Origin of the sequence: Microlunatus antarcticus, assembly GCF_014193425.1 — a bacterium.
In the GTDB taxonomy this organism is placed as follows: Bacteria; Actinomycetota; Actinomycetes; order Propionibacteriales; family Propionibacteriaceae; genus Microlunatus; species Microlunatus antarcticus.
The window spans coordinates 1-19772 of the sequence record NZ_JACHZG010000006.1 but is presented as its reverse complement, the minus strand read 5'-3'; the positions used below and the strand labels follow the sequence as shown (position 1 = coordinate 19772).

Here is a 19772-nt window from a genome sequence, read left to right as displayed (position 1 = left end):
ACTTGAATTAGTGCCAGAAGTCGAAGAAAAAGAATGCGTGGGAAGTGTGTCGGTCATTGACATCAGGGGTGGTTTAACTCTGAGCAATTGGTTAAGGTTTCCGGCACCGGGGGGCTTGACGGATACGCAGCACGAATTCGAGGAGCCCGAAGCATGGTCCGATTCCGCCCACTTCCGCACGTCAGCAGGTCGAGCAGACGCCGTCTCGTCGCGTGGGCGGTGTCGTCCGTGCTCGCCCTGGGGGCCGTCACCGCGACGGCCCTGCCCGCTCAGGCGGCGACCGCGACGCCCTCGGGCCTGAAGGTCGCCGTCGGCGGTCTCTCGACGCTCGACGTCTCGTGGAAGGCCGTGGCCGGCGCCCCCCGCTACCGCGTCGCCTACTCGACGAAGAGCTCGATGAGCGGTGCCGCGTACAAGCGGGTCACGGCGAACAAGCTGGGCCTGACCGGGCTGAAGCCGGGCCAGGCGTACTACGTGAAGGTCCGCGTCATCACCGCGGACGGGGACAACCTCAGCCCGTACTCGACGGCCGTCAAGGCGACGACGCAGAAGGGGTACAGCGCTCCCGCCGGGCTCGCCCGGAGCAGCGCGGGCTCGACCAGCGTGGCGCTGCGGTGGGGGAGCCGTGGCTCCGGCCTGACCTACCGGGTCCAGTGGGCCGACAACGCCGCGATGTCCGGGGCCTCGTACAAGCGCTTCAAGGCGACCTCGGGCACGATCAGCGGGCTCGCCCCCAAGACCGCGTACTGGTTCAAGGTGCGGGTGATCAGCAGCGAGGGCGAGAACTGGAGCCCGTACTCGGGGGCGGTCAAGGTCACCACGGCCGCCGCGGCGGGCTCGACGCCCAAGCCGGCGCCCACCTCGGCCCAGCTGCGGGTCGGCAGCTTCAACATCAAGTGCTTCAACTGCGAGGGCGACCACCCCAACGAGCGCTCGTGGTGGGACCGCCGGGCCGACGTGGTCCGCGACATCAGGTCGCAGAAGCTCGACGTCCTCGGGGTGCAGGAGGCCAGCCAGGCGTGGCTGCCGAAGGCCGAGGGTGGCAAGGGCCAGGACCTCAGCCAGTTCGAGGACCTGCGCAACCGGCTCGGCGGTGACTGGCGGCTCGCGAACAAGAACCGGAACAACTGCGTGAAGGCCAAGACGCCGACGAAGTGCGCCTACAAGGACCAGGGCGCGTCCAAGGGCACGAAGATCCTGTACGACTCCGGCGCAGTCACCCTGGTCAGCCAGGGCTCGAAGCTGCTGCCCAGCCCCGAGGACGACCGCTACATGGCCTGGGCGATCTTCACCCAGCGCAGCACGGGCAAGAAGTTCTTCTTCGCCACCGCCCACCTGGAGCCCGACAAGGACTGGAACCTGCACGTCAGCGAGGCCACGACCCTGGCCAAGGAGGTCGCCAAGCGCAACCCGAAGAAGCTGCCGACCTTCATCACGGGGGACATGAACGCCCACAAGAACTCCGTGAACCCCTCGGGGGTCAAGGACAACCCGGTCTACCGGGTCGTCGTGGGGAAGTACGGCTACGTCGACCCGCTCGGCAACCCGTCCGGCTCGACCACGGACACCCCGGGCGCGACGGTCGAGCGGCGGATCAACACCCCGCTGAGCAGCTTCAACGACTTCATGCCCCAGCCGAGCCCGAACTACTTCGGCCGCCGCCCCAACGGCACCTACATCGACTACATCTTCACCTCGAAGAAGATCCGCGTCCTCGAGTGGGAGAACGTCGCCCGCCTGAACGCCGCCCACGCCTACGTCGGCAAGCAGGCCTCCGACCACAACCTCCAGCGCGCGACGGTGACGCTGCCTTAACTCTGTCCTCGCCCCGCTCGGACGCTCCCTGAGCTTGTCGAAGGGCGCTTGGGGGAACGCTCCCTGAGCTTGTCGAAGGGCCCCGCAGGGGTTGGCGTGATGGCAACCAACGCGCACCTATCGCGTCTCGTTGAGGCGCGGGGCCGCGTGGGAGCCAGCACGCGCGAGCGCGGGGAGGTCGTCCAGGCGTCCCTCGATCAGGGCCAGCCGCTTCGAGCGGCGCCACCCCTTGATTTGCCGCTCGAGCTCGGCCGCATCGTCCACCCGCTCGGTCTCGAGAGCCCAGACGAGCTCGACGGGACGCCTTGTCGAGGTGTAGCCCTTCACGACCCCGGAAGCATGCTGCATCACCCGCTGATCGAGATCGCGTGCGCTGCCCACGTAGAAGGAGCCGTCGGAGCAGCGCAGGAGGTACACGTGGGCCATGGCGTGAGTGTGGTGCTGCTTCGGCCCGTCGGCCGCCGCACCACGGATGCCTGTGGACGACGAAGCTGTGTCGAGCGGTCGTGTGGACAGACGAACGCCAACCCCTTCGGGGCCCTTCGACAAGCTCAGGGAGCGTTCCCCCGGGCGCCCTTCAACGACCTTGGAGGAGCGACACCCCGGCGCCAACGCCTGCGGGCCCCTCGACAAGCTCAGGGAGCGTTCCGGCCCTGGTGCGAGCTCAGGGAAGCGTTCCTACTTGCGGATCGCGAGGAGGCGCTTCACGACGCGCTCGGCGGAACGTCCGTCGTCGTGGTGGTTGAACCGCTCGACCCAGGCGTCGTACAAGGTCGCGTAGCGCTCGCCGGCCTGGTCGAGCTCGCGGACGGCGGTGGTGACGTCGTCCTGGGTGAAGAGCACGGGGCCGGGGGCGACCTCGGAGAGGTCGAAGTAGACCCCGCGCAGCGAGTCGCGGTAGTCGTCCATGTCCGGGACGTAGAAGATCATCGGCCGGCGGGTGACCGAGTAGTCGAACATCACCGACGAGTAGTCGGTGATCATCGCGTCGGCGGCCAGGAAGAGGTCGGTGACCTCGGGGTAGGTCGTCACGTCGATCACGCCGGGGATCTCGTGCAGGCTCGCGCCGAACTTGACCGTGCGGGAGTGCCCGCGCAGCAGGATGACGTAGCCGTCGCCGAGGTCGGCGCTGAGCCGTTCCAGGTCCAGGAACGTCACCATCGACGTCTGGTTCTCCCGCCACGTCGGCGCGTAGAGGACGGCCTTCTGGTCGGGCCGGATGCCGAGCCGCTCGCGGATCGCCGCGCCGTCGCCCGCGTACGGGCTGCCGGGCGTGAGCGGGTCGTTGCGCGGGTAGCCCTCCTCGAAGAGGGTGCGGTGCCAGTCGTACGCCGACTCCAGGATCACGCTGCTGTGGTGGTTCTGCGACAGCAGGACGTCCCACTTCGACTGCTCGAGGCGGATCGTGTCGATCTTGGACTTCGGCTGGCCGGAGCGATCCAGCCCGATCCGCTTGAGCATCGAGCCGTGCCACGTCTGCAGGACGACCTGGAACGGCTGCGGGGTGAAGGTGCGGCGCAGCCAGTCGTTGGCCACGACGTAGCGCGACGTGGCGCGGGCGTGCCACCACTCCCGCGTCCCGCGGACGACCGTGATGGCGCCCAGCGGGACGGGGATGGACGCGTCGGTCACGCCCCAGAAGCGGGTCAGCTGCGGGTAGCGCGCCGCGATCTCGCGGTCGATCGCGTACGGGTTGCAGGTGGCGCCGCGGCCGTAGAAGCTCTCGAGGTAGATCGCGTTGCGCGGGCTCCAGGTGTGGCGCCGGTAGAGGCGCTCGAGGCGCCGCTGCTGGAACGACCCGACCTCGTCGTCGCGCCGGGCGGCCGCGACGTTGAAGCGCATCGACCGTCCGCCGCCGGCCTGCAGCCGGAGCCGGAAGCCCTCGAGGTGGTGGATCTCCGGCGTCCGGCGGGTGATGGCCGGGACCGCGGAGACGGGCAGGATCGTGCCGCTCGGCGTACGGGCGCGCAGCACGTAGCCCCCGGTGCGCGGCGGGAGCGGCTGCCGGTCCCAGACCGAGGCCAGCAGGGGCGCCCACCCCTCCCAGGTCCCCTGCCCGGGGCTGGTCGGGGTGAAGGTCGTCTCGACGGGCAGCAGCTGGCGGGCCCCGGAGAAGACCAGCGTCGGGGCCTCCTCCGCGGCGGCGAGCTCGCCGAGCACGTAGCGCCCCTGCAGCCGGAGGCCGGGCGGCCGCTCGCTCACGGTGACCGCGTCCACGAGGACCCGCCCGGGGGCGTCGACCAGCGACAGCAGCCCGTCCCCGCCGGTCGCCAGGAGCAGCGAGGAGCCCTCCACGAGCGCGGGCGGGGTGTCGTCCAGGTCGGTCGCGACCGCGAGGTCGGTGCCGTCGGCGGTCCGCACGTGGACGTCGCGCTCGACCGACAGCGGGGACTCGCGGTCCGTCACGACCGGCGCGGTGCTCGGCACCGTCCCGGACAGCCGGAACAGCGGCCGACCGGCGTCGTCCCGTCCCTGCGGCGTGCAGGTGAGCGGGGTGCTCTCGCCGTCGGTCTCCAGCGATCCCCCGGCGAGCTCGCGCCCGTCGGTGGCGACGAGGAGGGAGACGTCACGGCCGTCGAGCGTGACCGACGTGGCCAGGGCGGCGGGGTGGCGGCGGCGCAGCGTCAGCCCCCGCGCGCTGCCGGCCCAGCGCGCGAGCAGCTGGTCCCCGTCGGGCTGGGTCGAGGCGACGAGGTGGCGCACGGAACCGAGCCGGTAGCGGCTGACGAACGTCCCGGTGCGGTCGCGCCCCGACCCGACGACGCGCACGTGCGCGACCCACGGCTCGTCGTCGCCCGCGGGCGCGAGGAGCAGCGGGGTCAGGTCGAAGGAGGCGGTGAAGGCGGTGTTGCCGTAGTCGTGCTCGCTGCCCGTGGGCGCCGCGGCGTTGACCTCGGGGTCGTAGCCGTGCGTGACGACGGCGTCGATGCGGCGTGGGCCCCGCTCCAGCCAGACGTGCGTCTCCGGCGGTCCGTCGGGGTGGCCGTAGCCGCGCTCGTACGCCCAACCGCCGATCTCGAAGGTGGCCGGGCCGGTCCAGACCGCGGTGCGCAGGTGCGCGACCCAGCCGAGCTGGCGGCCCGTGACCCGTGACCCGACGGCGCGGGCGGCGAGCCGGGCCTGCCGAAAGCTGCCCGCCACGTACGGGTTGTGCGAGCGGGAGACCACCAGGATCCGTTCGCGCAGGCGCTGGCGCGCCCGTTGCCGGGCCTTGACCGGGTCGAAGCGGGGGCGCCTCACCGCAGGACGGTGGCGTCGGCGCGGGCCGCCTCGATGATCGCGGCGATGGCGATCGACTCCGAGGACCGCAGCTTGAACGACTCCGGCGTCCGGTTGCGGATCAGCCAGGCGAACTCGGCCACCTCGTAGCGCAGCCCGTCGCCGTCGAACTTGAAGTAGTACTTCTTGTTGTCGCTCGGGTCCTCGAAGCGCGCCTCGAAGTACTCCGTCTTCCACCACGGTGCGGGCACGTAGATGTAGCCCTTCGTCCCGGCCACGACGAGGTCGCCCTCGGCCTTGACGCCCAGGCCCACCCGCGCCGACGCCAGCGCGTGGGGGTAGGTCAGGTCGACGCGGGAGAAGGTGTCGACCTCGCTCCCCTCGGGGCGCAGCGAGGAGCTGGTGACGTCGGTGAAGCCCGTGCCCAGCAGCTTGATCACGGCGACCAGCGGATAGCTGGAGAGCTCGGAGATCGACCCGCCGTCGGGCGCCTCCAGCTCGCGGCCGGAGGTGACGAGCTTGGTGAACGTCGCGTCGACCGAGCGGACCTGACCGATCGACCCGCTCCGCGCGACGGCGACCATGCGCTGGAAGCCGGGGGAGAAGGCCGTCTTGATCGCCTCGAGCAGGACGACCTCGTGGCGCTCGGCGAGCGAGTACAGCTCCTCCGCCTCGGCCCGGGTGAGGGCCAGCGGCTTCTCGCACAGCACGTGCTTGCCGGCGGCCATGGCCTGGCGCGCGAGCTCGCCGTGCGTGCCGTGCGGCGTGGCGATGTAGACCGCGTCGACCTCGGACAGCAGCTCGGGCACCGTCTCGGCGACGACCCGGAGCTCGTGCACGTCGGCGAACTTCTGGGCGCTGGCGAGCTGGCGGCTCCAGACGCCCTCGACGTTCACCCCGGACACGAAGCGCACCTCGTCGACCATCCGGTTGGCGATCCGGCCGGAGCCGAGGATCCCGACACGGAGGATGCCGGTCTCGTCGCGCAGCTGCGTCGAGGAGACACCCTTCGTGCGCTCGAGGTAGACGACCTTGCAGTAGTCGTTCAGGTAGTCGAACTTGCCCAGCCAGTCGGAGCCGATCGCGAAGATGTCGACGTCGTACTGCTGGATGTCGTTGATCTTCTGGCCTTCGTACTCCTCGATGATCACCTTGTCGGCGAGACCGCTCTTCTGCACGTTGTTGATGCGCTCCATCAACGACTGCGAGACGTTGAGCTTGCCGCGCGTGCTGTCGTAGTTGTCCGTGGTGACCGCGACGATCAGGTAGTCGCCGAGCGCGCGGGCGCGCTCCAGGAGACGGACGTGACCGTCGTGGAAGAGGTCGAAGGTCCCGTAGGTGATGACCCGCATGGACATGAGCTCCTCCCGCCGGGCCTGTGCTCTCCGGCCGGGTCAGGGGCGTCGGGAGAGTGGGGAGAGCCTGCCCGGACGGCCGTCACTCTAGCGTCCGGCACCGATCGACCCGCCTGCGCGACACCCCTCGGGGCGGGCGGCGTGGCCCGGCCGCGGCGCTACGCTGCGGCGGTGCTGAAGTCCCGGGCCAAGCAGGCCGTCCGTCGAGCGCGACGCGTGTGGGACGCCGCGTCCGTCTCGAGCAGCCCGGCCGCCCCGCCCGCGGCGAAGGCGCCGACCCTGCCGCCGAAGGCCCCCGACGTCGCCCCCCGCCTCGACCCGCTGCCCGTGCTGCGTCCGCTGCCGAAGGCGAAGTACGTGTTCGTCGTCGGCGCCATCCCGCGCAACTTCGGCGGCCGCACCGCGTCGATCCTCAACAAGTGCCGCCTGCTCAAGGAGCTCGGCGGCGTCGACTCCGTGATCGTCACGCTCAACTACTCCTCCGAGGTCGACGACATCGCCGCCGACCTGCGCCGCCGCGGCCTGCTGGTCGACGGGGTGGAGATCGTCAACCTGCACGACTACTTCGACGAGCAGTCCTCCCACGTGGCCGCGCAGGTCGAGCACGCGGTCGACGAGCCGGGCATGGCGTACATCCGCGACCCGGACCAGGAGGTCTACCGCTACTACGACGCCGAGGGCGTCTACCGGCTCTACCAGCGGTTCGACCACCAGGGCCGGCTCATCGTCCGCGACTGGTTCAACGAGAACCGCGCCCGCACGCGGCGCGACGAGTTCAACGACCTCGGGACCGTGCGGCGCACGACCTACATGGACCTGCACTTCAACAAGCCGCGCCAGGAGATCTTCTACCGCGCCGACGGCACGCCCTACATGAACAAGTGGCTGCGGGTCGACCCGGTGTCGAAGACGAGCAGCGTGGAGCGCATCACCATGCTCGACGAGCAGGGGGCGCCGTACGAGGTCCTGCTCAGCAACGTCGAGCTGATCCAGTCCTACCTCGACCGGCTGATCGGCGACGACCACACCTTCCTGTCGGTCGAGTCGCGCCGCTCCGACGGCGAGACCCTGACCTACCAGCGGCCGAACGTGAAGCACGTCTACGTCCTGCACAACCCGCACATCGCGCCGCCGTTCGACGACCTCAAGGCGGTACGGGCCTCGTACAAGCCGATGCTCGACGCCCGCGACCGCCACGGAGCCATCGTCTTCCTGACGAACGCGCAGCGCGCCGACGCCGAGGCCGTCTACGGCGAGCGCGACAACTTCTTCGTCATCCCGCACCCGGTGGCCCCGGTGCCGCCGGTGCCGTTCGAGGAGCGCGACCCCGACCTCGTCGTGATGCTCGCGCGCCTCGACGCCCAGAAGCGGATCCCGCACGCCATCGCGTCGTTCGCCCACGTGGTCAAGGCGCTGCCGCGGGCGCGGCTCGAGATCTACGGGCAGGGCCCGGACGCCGGGGCGCTGCAGCAGCAGATCGACGACCTCGGGCTGCGCGACAACGTGACCCTCGCGGGCTACACGAAGAACCCGGCCGAGGTCTACCGGCGGGCGTCCTGCTCGCTGCTGACCAGCCGCTTCGAGGGCTTCGGCCTGGTGCTGCTCGAGAGCCTCAGCCAGGGCTGCCCGGTCGTCAGCTACGACGTCAAGTACGGCCCGGCCGACATCGTCGCGGACGGGGTGAACGGCTTCCTCGTCGGCTCCGCGATGCAGCAGCAGATGGCCCGGCGCGTGGTCGAGGTCCTCACCGACGAGAACCTGCGCCGCCGGCTCAGCGCGAACGCCGCCCAGCCGCGCACGGAGTTCAGCGAGGAGTCGTTCGTCGCCCGCTGGTCGGAGCTGTTCCACACCCTCGACGCGCAGGGCTGGGACGACACGCTCTGAGCGAGACGCTCCCTTCGACAGGCTCAGGGAGCGTCGCCCGATCGGTCAGTCGTGACCGGGGGCCTTCTCCTTGTTCTTGTGCCACAGGCCGAACGCGGTGCCGGCCACGGCGAGCAGCAGGACCACGCCGCCGACGATCCAGGGCGCGCCGCTGCTGCCGGTCTCGGGCTGCGGGGACGCCGACGGCGCCTCCGACGTCTCGTCGCTGCTGGGCTCGTCGGTCGCGGGACCCTCCGGCGCCTTCACGGTGGACGGCGGGTCGGTGGGGGGCGGCGGCTCGGAGGACGGGGCCTGCGAGGTCACCTCGATGCCGGGGGTGTTCGTCGACGACGGCGGGTCGGGCTGCTCGGACCCGTTCGGGTTGGTCCCGGCCAGGACGGCCGGCTCCTCGTCCTCGCCCGACCACGACTTGTCGGGCAGGTCCGTGAAGCTGCCGCTGCCGTACGCGAACTGGTAGGCGCCGCCCTCCGGATCGCCGTCCTTGCCGTCGATCCGGTAGTGCACCGTGTAGGTGCCGCGGTCGAGGTCCTCGCGCAGCTGGCTGGTGACGTTCGTGCCCTCGACGATCAGCGGGCCGCTCGTGACGTTCTCGCCGTTGGGGCCGAGCACGACCACCTTGGCCACGCTGGGGTCGACGTCGCGGGAGAAGGCGAGGGTCACGGCGCCGGGCGCCTGCGACACCTTCTGCCGGTCGCGGGGCTCGGAGGCGACGGGGGTGACGGCGTGGGCCGGGGTCGCGGGCAGGGCGGCGAACGTGCCGCCGAGCAGCAGCGCCAGCAGCAGCGCGAGGGGCAGGAACGGCCAGGTGGCCCGCTCCACGACGGCCCTCCGACGGTGCGTCACGCGGTCCTCCACCCAGCTGTCGTCGACCCGTCTGGAGGCCGCTGATGCGGTCGCTCCAGGTCCTCCGGGCGGAAAATCATTGTATGGTTCGGTGCGTCGAGACCGCCGCTCCGGCGCGCGGGTGCGACCGTTGGGCATCGCCTCCGAGGACTCTCGACGGTGGTCCCGCAAGGCATCCTGGCTAGGTTTTCGGAGGGTTCTCGAGTGTCGGTCCGAGCGTGGCGGTCGTTCCGCTCCACAAGCCGTGCGCGTCTGCGCCTGGTGGTCCTGCTGAGCGCCCTGGCGGTGACCTTCGGCCTGGTCGTGGGTCCGGCGAGCGCCATCACCGTGGACCGTGACGGCAACGGGAACATCGCCCTGCCGAGCGGCGACTCCTGCCCCACGATCGCGACGCCGGCGCCGTACGAGGCCTGGTACAACATCGACGACATGGAGAAGCGCGGCTTCGTCAACCCCGACGACAGCCGCCCCTGGGACTACTACAAGTACGTCTCGCAGGTCATCTGCGGCGCCTCGAAGAACTCCGAGATCAAGATCGGGATGTTCTTCATCCGGGCGCTCGGCACGATCGACGGCAACGCGCAGGGCGACCGGCCCGAGTCCGACCCCGAGGTCGTCTACAACGCCCTCGACTGGGTCAAGAAGAACCGCAACGTCTCCGTGGGCCTCGTCCTCGACGGCGGCTCGATCATGCCGGGCGGCGAGAAGACCAAGGTCTCCAAGCGCCTGCAGGACATCGCGTCGGTCTACTACTGCAGCAACGGCTGCTTCAACGTGAACAAGGCCAAGGTGTGGCCGTACTCGATCAACCACGAGAAGTTCCTGTCGATCTCCGACACGGTCTGGTCCAACTCCGCCGGCGGGTCCCACCCGGCGATCCTGTCGATGTCGGGCAACTTCGCCCGCTCGCAGCTGCGGAACTACCACCAAGAGACCACGCTGATCTACGACGACCAGAAGATGTTCGACATGTTCGACGCCCGCTACGACGCGATGAAGTACTGCGCGACGAAGGGCTGCAAGTCCGCCTCCGGCTTCCCGGACTCGATGAAGCTGACCAAGCAGCGCGGCATCTGGGTCGACCCGATCTACCGGCACTACACCGACGCGGGCCGCGGGACCACGGTCTCCTTCACCCCGGCCACGCAGGACGCGCGCGACTTCTACATCCAGCAGTTCGACGACGTCGACTGCACGGTGGACAAGAACATCCGGATCGCGATGTTCAAGCTGACCGACGCCAAGGCCGAGCAGATGGTCAACTCCCTGACCCGGCTCCGCCAGCGCGGCTGCGACATCTCGATGCTGCTGACCTTCCAGGGCGGCTCCACCACGATCTCGCCCAAGGTCATCAAGGCCCTCAAGAAGGCCGACATCCCGACGCGCTGCACCACGGTCGCCATGCACACCAAGCTGATCCTCATCGGCCCGGAGCACAGCAACCTCGGCCGGGTCCTGACCGGGACGCAGAACATGTCGGTGGCTGGCCTGCGCTACAACGAGGAGCACGTCATCACGATGGACACGCGTGCCGCCTCGGGCAAGTACCTCGAGTCGATGCGCCGCGTCTACAGCCAGTACATGAACGGCTGGTACGAGCTGTCCAAGGACACCCGCTCCTGCAGCTGAGCCGTACGCCCCGACGACCGGTCAGCCCCGTGCGGACCGGTCGTCGACGTACGTCAGGGTCAGGGGCGTCCGCCCTCGCCGTCGGGGCTCTGGCTGTACTCCCCGGCCCGCTCGCGGTCCTCGGTCGTGATGTCGTCGTTCGCGGCCACGGTCGCCTCGGCGTCGTGGGCCTCGCGGATCGACTCCGCCGCCCGCTCGAGGGCGTCGTCCCCGGCCGTGGGGTCGGTGGTCTGCGGGTCGGGCGTGCTCGGCTGATCGGTCATCGCTGCAGTCTGCCGGACCGGTGAGCGACGTCGACGTGGACCCGGAGGACGGCCGGGACGAGACGCTGAACCAGCGGATGGACCGCAACTGGGCCGAGCTGCTCCAGGAGCTCCGGGTCACCCAGACGGGTACGCAGATCCTCACCGGCTTCCTGCTCGCGGTCGCCTTCCAGCAGCGGTTCGACCAGCTCGGCGCCGGCCAGAAGCGGTTCTACCTCGGCCTGATCGTCACCGCGGTGCTGACGACCGCCCTCGCCCTGGCGCCGGTCAACCTGCACCGGGCCCTCTTCCGGCGGCACGCCAAGTCCACCCTCGTCGCCGTCTCCCACGTCGTCCTGCGCCTGGTGCTGCTCGGGGTGGCGCTCGTCCTCGCCGGGACGGTCGTCCTGCTCTTCGACGTCGTCGTCGGCCGGGGGGCCGCGGTGACGGCGGGCGTGGTGTCCGCGGTCGTCCTCGTCGCGCTGGCCTGCCTGCCGCTCGTCGTCCGCTCCCGCGGTCCCCGCGTCTGAGCCGGTCCGGCGCAGGCGCGGCCCGACGCCCGTACCCCGCGCTCGAGCCCTCGACCCGTCCGTAGGCTCGGCGCGTGCTGGACGCCGAGGTGCTCGCCGGGCCCCCCGAGCAGGTGGCCCCGTTGCTGCTGGGCGCGGTGCTCCGGCACGGCGAGGTGGCGGTCCGGATCACGGAGGTCGAGGCGTACGCGGGCGAGCGTGACCCGGCGTCGCACGCCTTCCGGGGACCGACGCCGCGGAACACGGTGATGTTCGGGCCGCCGGGCCACCTCTACCTCTACTTCTCCTACGGCATGCACTGGGCGGCGAACGTCGTCTGCGGCCCCGACGGCACGGCCGGCGGGTGCCTGCTCCGCGCGGGCCAGGTGGTCGACGGAGTGGAGCTGGCCCGCGAACGTCGCCACGGCGCCCCCGAGCGGGACCTGGCCCGGGGGCCGGGCCGGCTCACCCAGGCCCTCGGTCTCGCGCCCGAGCACCGCGGTCTCGACCTCTTCGGAAGCGGGCCGGTGCGCCTCGAGCCCGGCGAGGAGGGCGCCCCCGTCGAGGTCGCGACCGGTCCCCGGGTCGGCGTGTCCCAGGCCGCCGACGTGCCGTGGCGCTTCTGGATCGCGGGCGACCGCCACGTGTCCGCGTACAAGCGTTCTCCCCGCGCCGAACCGCTCGGCGAGAGGTAGGTTGCCGCGCGTTCTGGGCGCTCGAGGACGCGGCAACCTACCGTTCGGCGGTCAGGCGAGGGGTTCCAGGGAGCCGAGGATCGTGGGGAAGAACTCCGAGACGGTCGGGTGGATCGGCAGCGCGTCGCGGACGACCGGGTAGCGCACACCGGCCTGCATGGCCACCCCGATGACCTGGACGACGTCGTCCGCCTGCAGCCCGAGGATCGTCGCCCCCAGGAACTCCTCGGTGTCGGCGTCGACGAGCACCCGCATGACGCCGGTCTCCTCGCTCTCCAGCCGGGCCCGGCTGACCGAGGACATCGGGACCTCGCCCTTCAGCACGTTCCGGCCCGAGTCGCGCGCGTCCTGCAGGCTCATGCCGACCCGGCCCAGGGGCGGGTCGGTGAACATGGCGTACGTCGTCACGCGCCCGGCCACCGTGCGCGGCGGGTGCAGGTAGATGTCGCCGTCCTGGTACGAGGTGTGGGTGAAGGCGCCGCGTCCGTTCACGTCGCCGAGCGCCCAGACGCCGGGGACCGATGTGGCGTACCGGTCGTCGGTGATGACGAAGCCCCGCTCGTCGGTCTCCAGCCCGCTGTCGGGCCCGAGGAGGTCGACGTTCGACCGGCGCCCGGTCGCGACCAGCAGGTGGCTCCCCGTGATCGTGCCGACCTCCGGCACCTCGAGGGCGATGCCGTCGCCCTCCTGCCGGACGTGGCTGGGCCGCCCCGCGACGATGGTGACGCCCTCGCTGGTGAAGAGGTCGGTCAGGATCTGCTGGACGTCCGGGTCTTCCCGGGCCGCGATCCCGCCGCCGGCCACGATCGTGACCTCGGAGCCGAACCGGCGGAACATCTGGCCGAACTCGAGGCCGATGTAGCCACCACCGACGATCACCAGGTGCGCCGGCAGCTCGGTGAGGTTGAGCAGCTCCGTCTCGGTGAGGTACGCGACGTCCTCGAGCCCGTCGATCGACGGGATGGCGGCGCGGGTGCCGACGTTGAGGTGGACCTCGGGGGCGGTCAGCTCCTGCTCCCCGCCCTCGGCGTCGGTCACCAGGACGCGGTGCGCGCGGCCCTCCGGGTCGCCGACGAGCGTGGCCCGGCCCTCCACGTAGTCGAGGTTGTCGGCGGAGTCGAGGGCGTGCTGGAGCCCGGCCCGCATGCCGTCGATCAGCGTGTGGACGCGGCCGATGGCCTGGCCGAAGTCCACCCGCACCTCGCCGACGTGGACGCCGAACTCGGCCGCGCGGCGGGCGGAGTGCGCCACCGTCGCGCTGGCCCGGAGCGCCTTCGTCGGACGGCACCCGTGGTTGAGGCAGGTCCCGCCCGGCTGCGCCATCTCGACCACCGCGACCCGCTTGCCCTGCGCCGCGTAGGAGAAGGCCACGCTCGGCCCCGCCTGACCGGCTCCGATGACCACTGCGTCGTACTGGACCACTGCTGTCTCCACTCGTCGAGGCCGGGCCGGCCACCGCTCACGCTAACGGTCCCGGCCCCCGGCGGGAGCGGTGGATTGGGCAAGGAACACGGCTTGTGCCTAGACTCCGCGACTTCAAAGGTCACGAACAGATCACGACAGCCGAAGGAATCCTGTGCCCCGTCCTCGACCCCGCCGCGCGCTGCGCCCGTCGGCCGCCGTGCGCGCGGCCCGGATCGCTGTCCCGCTCGCGCTGGTCGGGCTCGGCACGAGCGGCGTCGTCGCCTTCGCGCTGCCCGGCTCGGACGCCCAGACGGCCGTGCCCGCACCGGCCTCGAGCGCCCCGGCCGTCGACACCGCCGTACGCGAGCAGCCCGTCAGCCGGGACCTCGGGCGTACGGCCAGCCCCACCCCGCTGGCCTCCGCCACCCCTACGGCGCCCTCGGCCACGCCGACGACGAAGCCCGCCGTGGCGAAGCCGAGCAAGCGGGCCGAGCCGACGGCGGACGACCTGGCCGAGCGGGCCAAGGCGTCGAGGACGATGTGGGCGACGGACGACCTCGACATCCGCGCCGACCCCGACAAGAAGTCGGACGTCGTCGCCGAGGTCGACCCCGGGACGAAGCTGGCCGCGACCACCACGGTCCGTGACGGCTTCCGCCTCGTCGTGTTCAAGGGCGAGGGCCGGTGGGTCACCGCGAAGTACGTCTCCAAGGACAAGCCGGACCCGGCCAAGACGGGCGGCGTCACCGACGCGCCCTGCTCGAAGGGTTCCGGCATGGAGAGCGGGCTCACCCCCGACGCGGTGCTCGTGCACCGCACGGTCTGCGCGCGCTTCCCGCAGGTGACGTCCTTCGGTGGCACGCGCGGCGGCGGCGGGTTCCACGGGAGCGGCCAGGCGGTCGACTGCATGATCTCCGACGCCAAGGTCGGCCGTGAGCTCGCCGACTGGGTCCGGGCCCACGCCCGCGAGCTCGGCGTCAGCGAGGTCATCTACGCCCAGCACATCTGGACCGTGCAGCGCGGCAGCGAGGGCTGGCGATCGATGTCGGACCGCGGCTCGAAGACGGCCAACCACTACGACCACGTGCACGTGTCGGTCTACGGCAACCGGGCGAGCTAGTCTCCCTCGCGCTCGGTCGCGCCCCAGGCATCCGAGAGCCGGGTCCGCGACGAAGTCTTGATGAGCCGTACAGAGGTGCAGCTCGCCTTCGGCAGCCCGCTTGTGGCCGCTCCGCACCAGACTTAGGGTTTGCGCATGGTGGACACGTACCAGATGGTGCTCGGCGCCCTGGCGGTGGTCATCATGGTCCTCGTCCCGATCGGGTGCGTCCTGCTGTGGGACCTCCTGGCCGGCCGGTGGGACGAGAGCATCTCCCGCTTCCGCCAGCGCCAGATCATGGCCGCGGAGCACCGCCGCACCGTACGGGCGCTCCGGTCGATCCAGGGAGCGCCGCTCGAGCGGCTGGCCGCGGACCTGCGCCGGCTGCGTGAGGTGATCCGGGCCGACGCGCACCGTTCCGCGGCGCAGCAGCTCGGCAACCGGATGGCGTACGACCAGGTCCTCATCCAGGCCTGCTCCATGCTCGAGATCGAGCACGACCTGCGCGACACGACGTCGGGCATGGAACGCGACATCGAGCGCTTCCGGGTCGAGGCCGAGCTCGAGCGGGCCGGCGTCACCGTCACGGAACGGGACTTCGGCCAGGCTGCCTGATCCTCTTCTTCTCTTCAGGCCCCGTGCGTACGCACGGGGCCTGCTGCGTTCCCGGGGTCCTGAGATCCACCATCGAGGCCTCGTGAAAGGCCGGCTGAGCGACGGGTCAGGCGGCTCACGAGGGCCTCTCAGCGCGTCCTGAGCCGTTCTTGAGGCGGCAATATTCCACGGTTCAATCTTTCGTCCCTCCTGAGGGAAGCGGGCCGTCGGCCTTGAGCCTCCCCGGAGGTCCCGTCGGCAGAGTTGTCCTCACCAGCCCAGAGGGGCCGGGGAGCAAGCGGGGGCTGGCTCGAACTGATCTCGACACGCGTCAGGAGCCCCCGGATGATCGTCTTCTCCTCGAGCCTGCGGCACGCCCGTCGGCCGCGCAGGATCCCGACCGTCGCGTCGGTGGTCCGCGTGCTCGGCACCGCCCGCATCTCCGACCAGCCGACCGCCTGGACCCCGTGCACCGCGCCGGCCGCGGCCCGTTCGCGGCACACGGTCGTGACCATCAGCACCGGGACGCGGGGGCACGCGCCCGCCGTACCGACCCGCCGGATCGGCTGATCGACCGATCCACGCAGACGCCCGAGCTCGTCACCGCCCCGTCGGGGGAGCGGACGACCTCGGGAAGCGGCCACCTACGTCGGGGGACGGGTGGGCCGCGAGCAGGACGCCGGGCCGGACCGCTGAGATCAGGGGACAGCGGACGGCCGGGGCGCAGACGTCGGACGGGGGATGTCCGACTGGTGACCGGAGGGGGGACCGGGAGCCGTCAGAGGGGACCGGTGGACGTGGGGACGTCCGCCGGGTACGGGGAACCGCTGGTCGTCGGGGGACGACCGGTGGTGACGAGGGTCCACGTCCGGCCGGCTGCGGGGGCAGCCGCCACGTGGGCCCTCGTCTCGTTCTTGGGGGCTACTTCCCAACCCTGCTTGGAGAACACGCGGCCGAGGTCCCACGTTCCGACCGCTGCGACGAGCATCATGGCTCTGCTCGGCCGAGCGCGCCCTGTCGGGGGGCGCCCGCTCGGCCCCGAGCCCACGTGCTGCCGCGGGGAGCGGCACAGACTCATCCAGCACCGCCGTGACCGTCTCGGTCACGGCGGTGCTGCGTCTCCGGCTGACGCCCGCCGGGACGCCTCCGAGGATCCCGGAATATCCCAGCCCGTCAAGCGTTGATCTGGTACAGTTCGATATCGAAGGCTTTCGAGCCGGAGACAACCACATCGAAGACATTCGAAAGGAAGCAAGACCATGATCAGCCTCGGCCAGGCCATCCGTCGCCACCGTGAGACCACCCGCCGGGAGCGCGAGTTCGCCCGTGCCTTCCGCTCGGCGTCGGGCTCCGACATGCGGACCGAGCTGGAGCACCTCGCGAACTACTCCGACCTCCGGTAGTTCAGGCACTCCTCGCACCAAGGCTTCCCTCCACTGGAGGGGAGCCTTTCGCGTTCTCGGAGGTCCCAGCCACCACCGACTCGGGCGCCGGTGCCTCGACGAGGAGGGCGTGACTGCACGCCTCCCGTCGTCACGAGCGACGTCACACCCTCCCGGCGTCGGCACACCTGTCCGACCAGGGCACACCCCTCTCACCTCGGCACACCCTGCAGGGTGTGCCGTCGGGAACAGGGTGTGCCGGGGGAAGAAGGGTGTGCCGGGGGAGGAAAGCACCGAACCGCAGCGCGAGGAGCGTTCGAGCGGAGCGAGGACGGAGTCGCAGCCTCTATAAGGCGCCAGATGTCCAGAGCAGCCCGCTCCCACCGGTCAGGCGGGCGGCGAAGGCCACGGCCTGGGCGTCGGTCAGGCCGCTGACGAAGTCGGCGATGCCGCGGCCGCGGGCCATCCGGGCCAGGTCGGCGTCGGTGGTCCGGTCGTCGAGCTGGTCGGGGTGGTCGCGGACGAGGCGCTCGTAGCCGTACGCGGCCGCGTTCACCAGGTCGACGAGCCGGCGCGGCGCCCGGAACGCGTCCGTCGGGTCGGAGAGCCAGTCGTCGAAGCCCGTGACCAGCTGCTCGATCGTCCGCTCCTGGCCGCGCTGGAGCATCGCGAGGTCGGGGCGTTCGAGGATGAAGTAGGTGTTCACGAACTTCAGGACCTGCACCTCGTGCCAGGCCCGCCCCGTCATCTGCACGTAGCCGGACCGCACGTCGGGGTCGGGGGCGGGCGTCACCGAGGTCACGAGGTGGTCGATCCAGCGGGACGTGAAGCCGGAGATGGCCCGGTCGCTGACCATCGACCCGTCGTACGGGACCGCGAGCACGCCGTCCACGAACTCGTCGCCGACCGTCGCGACGGCCGCGGCGAACGTCGCCTCGTCGAACATCCACGCGTCGCGGGTGCGCAGGCGGCGCCGCAGCCGTTCGAGGCCGGCGCCGGGGGTCCGGTCCATCTGCACGAGGCGACGGTCGCTGAGCCCGTCGAACACCTCGAGGTCGGCCTCCCACGAGCGGAACTCGCTCGACACGGGTGAGAACTGCAGCACCCCGGAGCGATGGAAGTCCTCGACGTCGTGCAGGGAGTACGCGATGTCGTCGGCCAGGTCCATCACCGAGCACTCGAGCGTCTGCCGGCCCGGCGGCAGGCCCGGGGACGCGGCGAGCGCGTCGCGCATCTCGGGCAGGTCGATCAGGTAGGTCGAGAACTTGGCCGCCCCGGTCCCGCCCCGGCCGTGACCCGCTCCCCGCGGCGGGACCGGCCAGCCGGTGGGGTGCGGCTCGGGCCAGTGCGTGCGCGCCCACGGGTACTTGAGGACGGCCGCGCGGACGGCGGCGGTGAGGTTGAGGCCCTCGTCGCCCGGGCCGTGCACCTCGAGCTCGGTCAGGATCCGGAACGTCTGCGCGTTGCCCTCGAAGCCGTCGGCCAGGCCGAAGCGCTCCCGGGCGAGCCGGTCGAGCGCCCGCTCCCCGAGGTGGCCGAACGGCGGGTGGCCGAGGTCGTGCGCGTTGGCCGCCGCCTGCACGACGACGTGGTCCAGCCCGCCGAGGTCGCGCAGCAGCTCGCGGTCCTCGCTCCGCAGCAGCCGGACGGCGATGGCCCGGGCGACCGCGGTCACCTTGATCGTGTGCGTCAGCCGGTTGTGCACCACCCCGTTCGTCGCGCCCGCGCTGACGACCTGGGTGACCTCGGCGAGGCGCGAGAAGGACTGCGAGAAGCGGATGCGTTCCAGGTCGGTCCGGAACTCCGACTCCCCGGGGGCGTACGGGCGTTCCGACTCCGGGCGTGCACGGACGAGCCGGGGGTCCATGAGGATCACCGTAGGGCTCTGTCCCCGTCGCGGGAGCGCGAGCGCCCGATGAGGTCCGGGCCGACGACGAGTCGAACGGTGCATGAGCGACACCACGAGCCCGACGTACGCCGTCGTCCGCCGGCCGGCGCGGCCGGCCGTCACCGTGACCCGGACGGTCACCATGGCGACCCTGCACGAGATGGCCGACGCGGTCCCGCCGCTGCTCGACTGGCTGACGGCGCACGGCCGGGTCCCGGCCGGACCGCCGTTCCTGCGCTACCTCGTGATCGACATGGCGGCGGACATGGTCGTCCAGGCCGGGGTGCCCGTGGACACCCCGGTCGAGGGGGACGAGCACGTCGAGCCGGACGAGCTGCCGGCCGGCGACTACCTGACGACGGTCCACGTCGGCCCGTACGAGGGGCTCTACGGCGCGACCGGGGCCCTGCTCGCGTACGCGGGGCGCCAGGGGCTGAAGCTCGACCACCACCCCTCCGACGCCGGAGACGTCTGGGTCAGCCGGCTCGAGTGGTACGAGACCGACCTCTTGGTGGAGCCCGACCCGGCGCGGTGGACCACCCGGCTCGAGATGAAGCTCGCCTGAGGGCGAGCGACCGAGATCTCGGTGGCGGCCGGTGCGCCCGGCCGCCATACTCGACGCGAGCCGGCGACGGCCCAGCAGCCGGCCCGAGGTATCGATCGCCGGTCCTGCGTCTCGACCGTCGCCACCGCTCACCTGCTGGTACGGCTCACGCCCGGGGTTCGACTCCTCATCGGTGACGCCGCCCGGGTCCCCGACCCGGACGCTCTGCGTCGGCGGGGACCTCGGTCCCCGGCCGACCCGCGTCCGGCTCGGTCCGGGCGGCGTCATCACCGAGGACCGTGCCCGAGTGCGGTCGAGCACCAGCTCCGCCGCACCCGTACCCCGGAGGAAGCCCGATGGCCCTGCTCACCCGCGCGATCACCGTCGAGGCCCGCACCTGCGCCGTCGTCTACCGCCACGGCGTGCGTACCGGAGTCCTTGCGGCCGGCCGGCACCGCCGCCCGGCCGGCTCGACGGTCGTCCCGGTCGACCTCCGCGAGCGGCTGCTCGCCGTCGCGCCGCAAGACGTCCCGACCGCGGACGGCGCGAGCGTCCGCGTCACCGCGGCGGTCCGCTGGTCGGTGACCGACCCGGTCGCGTTCGTCGAGGTCGCCGACGACCCCGAGGCCGTGGTCTACCTCGCGACCCAGGTGGCGCTGCGCGAGGCGCT

At 71.4% G+C, this 19772-nt stretch carries 18 protein-coding genes; 11 read left to right on the top strand and 7 right to left on the bottom strand.

Annotated elements, in window-relative coordinates; genetic code table 11:
* Positions 1-228 precede the first annotated feature (228 nt).
* Positions 229-1815, top strand: a complete 1587-nt coding sequence (locus FHX39_RS19295; RefSeq protein WP_183342288.1) for a fibronectin type III domain-containing protein — start codon at positions 229-231, stop codon at positions 1813-1815.
* A gap of 117 nt (positions 1816-1932) precedes the next feature.
* Here FHX39_RS19295 and FHX39_RS19290 read toward each other — a convergent pair whose 3' ends face one another.
* The 3 genes from FHX39_RS19290 to FHX39_RS19280 form a co-directional block, all read right to left on the bottom strand.
* Positions 1933-2241 (bottom strand): GIY-YIG nuclease family protein, encoded by a 309-nt coding sequence (locus FHX39_RS19290; RefSeq protein ID WP_183342286.1) that lies wholly within the window; start codon positions 2239-2241, stop codon positions 1933-1935.
* 252 nt (positions 2242-2493) lie between these two features.
* Positions 2494-5055, bottom strand: coding sequence for a CDP-glycerol glycerophosphotransferase family protein (locus tag FHX39_RS22350; RefSeq protein ID WP_183342284.1), 2562 nt, complete (start codon positions 5053-5055; stop codon positions 2494-2496).
* A complete protein-coding gene (locus FHX39_RS19280; protein ID WP_183342282.1) occupies positions 5052-6386 on the bottom strand; it encodes a Gfo/Idh/MocA family oxidoreductase in 1335 nt (444 codons plus the stop codon). The genes FHX39_RS22350 and FHX39_RS19280 overlap by 4 nt, the downstream gene beginning before the upstream one ends.
* A gap of 174 nt (positions 6387-6560) precedes the next feature.
* On the opposite strand from FHX39_RS19280, the gene FHX39_RS19275 reads away from it, so the two are divergent.
* Positions 6561-8273: a glycosyltransferase gene (locus FHX39_RS19275; RefSeq protein WP_183342280.1), complete on the top strand. Its 1713-nt coding sequence runs from the start codon at positions 6561-6563 to the stop codon at positions 8271-8273.
* Positions 8274-8318: 45 nt separating this feature from the next.
* On the opposite strand, the gene FHX39_RS19270 is transcribed toward FHX39_RS19275, so the two are convergent.
* Positions 8319-9116, bottom strand: a complete 798-nt coding sequence (locus tag FHX39_RS19270) for a copper resistance CopC family protein (RefSeq protein WP_183342278.1) — start codon at positions 9114-9116, stop codon at positions 8319-8321.
* A gap of 204 nt (positions 9117-9320) precedes the next feature.
* Between FHX39_RS19270 and FHX39_RS22345 the strand changes: the two genes are divergently transcribed.
* A complete protein-coding gene (locus FHX39_RS22345; RefSeq protein ID WP_332836987.1) occupies positions 9321-10745 on the top strand; it encodes a phospholipase D-like domain-containing protein in 1425 nt (474 codons plus the stop codon).
* A 59-nt stretch (positions 10746-10804) separates the two neighbouring features.
* Here FHX39_RS22345 and FHX39_RS19260 read toward each other — a convergent pair whose 3' ends face one another.
* Positions 10805-11008, bottom strand: coding sequence for a hypothetical protein (locus FHX39_RS19260; protein WP_183342274.1), 204 nt, complete (start codon positions 11006-11008; stop codon positions 10805-10807).
* A gap of 20 nt (positions 11009-11028) precedes the next feature.
* Between FHX39_RS19260 and FHX39_RS19255 the strand changes: the two genes are divergently transcribed.
* Together FHX39_RS19255 and FHX39_RS19250 are read left to right on the top strand one after the other, a co-directional pair.
* On the top strand, positions 11029-11517 hold the full coding sequence (locus tag FHX39_RS19255) for a DUF6328 family protein (protein ID WP_332836986.1): 489 nt from the start codon (positions 11029-11031) through the stop codon (positions 11515-11517).
* A gap of 74 nt (positions 11518-11591) precedes the next feature.
* A complete protein-coding gene (locus tag FHX39_RS19250) occupies positions 11592-12191 on the top strand; it encodes a DNA-3-methyladenine glycosylase (RefSeq protein WP_183342272.1) in 600 nt (199 codons plus the stop codon).
* Between the two features lie 51 nt (positions 12192-12242).
* Here FHX39_RS19250 and FHX39_RS21520 read toward each other — a convergent pair whose 3' ends face one another.
* Entirely contained in the window at positions 12243-13613 is a 1371-nt protein-coding gene (locus FHX39_RS21520; RefSeq protein ID WP_183342270.1) for a mercuric reductase, read from the bottom strand.
* 154 nt (positions 13614-13767) lie between these two features.
* On the opposite strand from FHX39_RS21520, the gene FHX39_RS19240 reads away from it, so the two are divergent.
* From FHX39_RS19240 to FHX39_RS19225, 4 genes are all read left to right on the top strand, one after another.
* Positions 13768-14715, top strand: coding sequence for an SH3 domain-containing protein (locus FHX39_RS19240; RefSeq protein WP_183342268.1), 948 nt, complete (start codon positions 13768-13770; stop codon positions 14713-14715).
* Between the two features lie 135 nt (positions 14716-14850).
* Positions 14851-15309, top strand: coding sequence for a hypothetical protein (locus FHX39_RS19235; RefSeq protein WP_183342266.1), 459 nt, complete (start codon positions 14851-14853; stop codon positions 15307-15309).
* Positions 15310-15633: 324 nt separating this feature from the next.
* Positions 15634-15858 (top strand): hypothetical protein, encoded by a 225-nt coding sequence (locus FHX39_RS19230; protein ID WP_183342263.1) that lies wholly within the window; start codon positions 15634-15636, stop codon positions 15856-15858.
* Positions 15859-16547: 689 nt separating this feature from the next.
* Positions 16548-16691 (top strand): hypothetical protein, encoded by a 144-nt coding sequence (locus FHX39_RS19225; RefSeq protein WP_183342261.1) that lies wholly within the window; start codon positions 16548-16550, stop codon positions 16689-16691.
* A gap of 325 nt (positions 16692-17016) precedes the next feature.
* Here the strand turns inward: FHX39_RS19225 and FHX39_RS19220 are convergent, their stop codons facing one another.
* Positions 17017-18537 carry a deoxyguanosinetriphosphate triphosphohydrolase family protein gene (locus FHX39_RS19220; RefSeq protein WP_183342259.1) on the bottom strand — a complete coding sequence of 507 codons (1521 nt, stop codon included), beginning with the start codon at positions 18535-18537 and terminating at the stop codon, positions 17017-17019.
* An 82-nt stretch (positions 18538-18619) separates the two neighbouring features.
* Here FHX39_RS19220 and FHX39_RS19215 point away from each other — a divergent pair, with 82 nt between their 5' ends.
* Positions 18620-19123 (top strand): GyrI-like domain-containing protein, encoded by a 504-nt coding sequence (locus FHX39_RS19215; RefSeq protein WP_183342257.1) that lies wholly within the window; start codon positions 18620-18622, stop codon positions 19121-19123.
* A 335-nt stretch (positions 19124-19458) separates the two neighbouring features.
* Positions 19459-19772, top strand: a 314-nt coding sequence (locus FHX39_RS19210; protein ID WP_269778804.1) for an SPFH domain-containing protein, incomplete at its 3' end; no start/stop codon positions are given.

Coding starts and splice junctions, on each gene's coding strand:
- FHX39_RS19290 (WP_183342286.1), bottom strand. CDS start 2,241: ATGGCCCACGTGTACCTCCTGCGCTGCTCCGACGGCTCCTTCTACGTG.
- FHX39_RS19280 (WP_183342282.1), bottom strand. CDS start 6,386: ATGCGGGTCATCACCTACGGGACCTTCGACCTCTTCCACGACGGTCAC.
- FHX39_RS19260 (WP_183342274.1), bottom strand. CDS start 11,008: ATGACCGATCAGCCGAGCACGCCCGACCCGCAGACCACCGACCCCACG.
- FHX39_RS19235 (WP_183342266.1), top strand. CDS start 14,851: ATGGTGGACACGTACCAGATGGTGCTCGGCGCCCTGGCGGTGGTCATC.
- FHX39_RS19230 (WP_183342263.1), top strand. CDS start 15,634: ATGATCGTCTTCTCCTCGAGCCTGCGGCACGCCCGTCGGCCGCGCAGG.
- FHX39_RS19225 (WP_183342261.1), top strand. CDS start 16,548: ATGATCAGCCTCGGCCAGGCCATCCGTCGCCACCGTGAGACCACCCGC.
- FHX39_RS19220 (WP_183342259.1), bottom strand. CDS start 18,537: ATGGACCCCCGGCTCGTCCGTGCACGCCCGGAGTCGGAACGCCCGTAC.
- FHX39_RS19215 (WP_183342257.1), top strand. CDS start 18,620: ATGAGCGACACCACGAGCCCGACGTACGCCGTCGTCCGCCGGCCGGCG.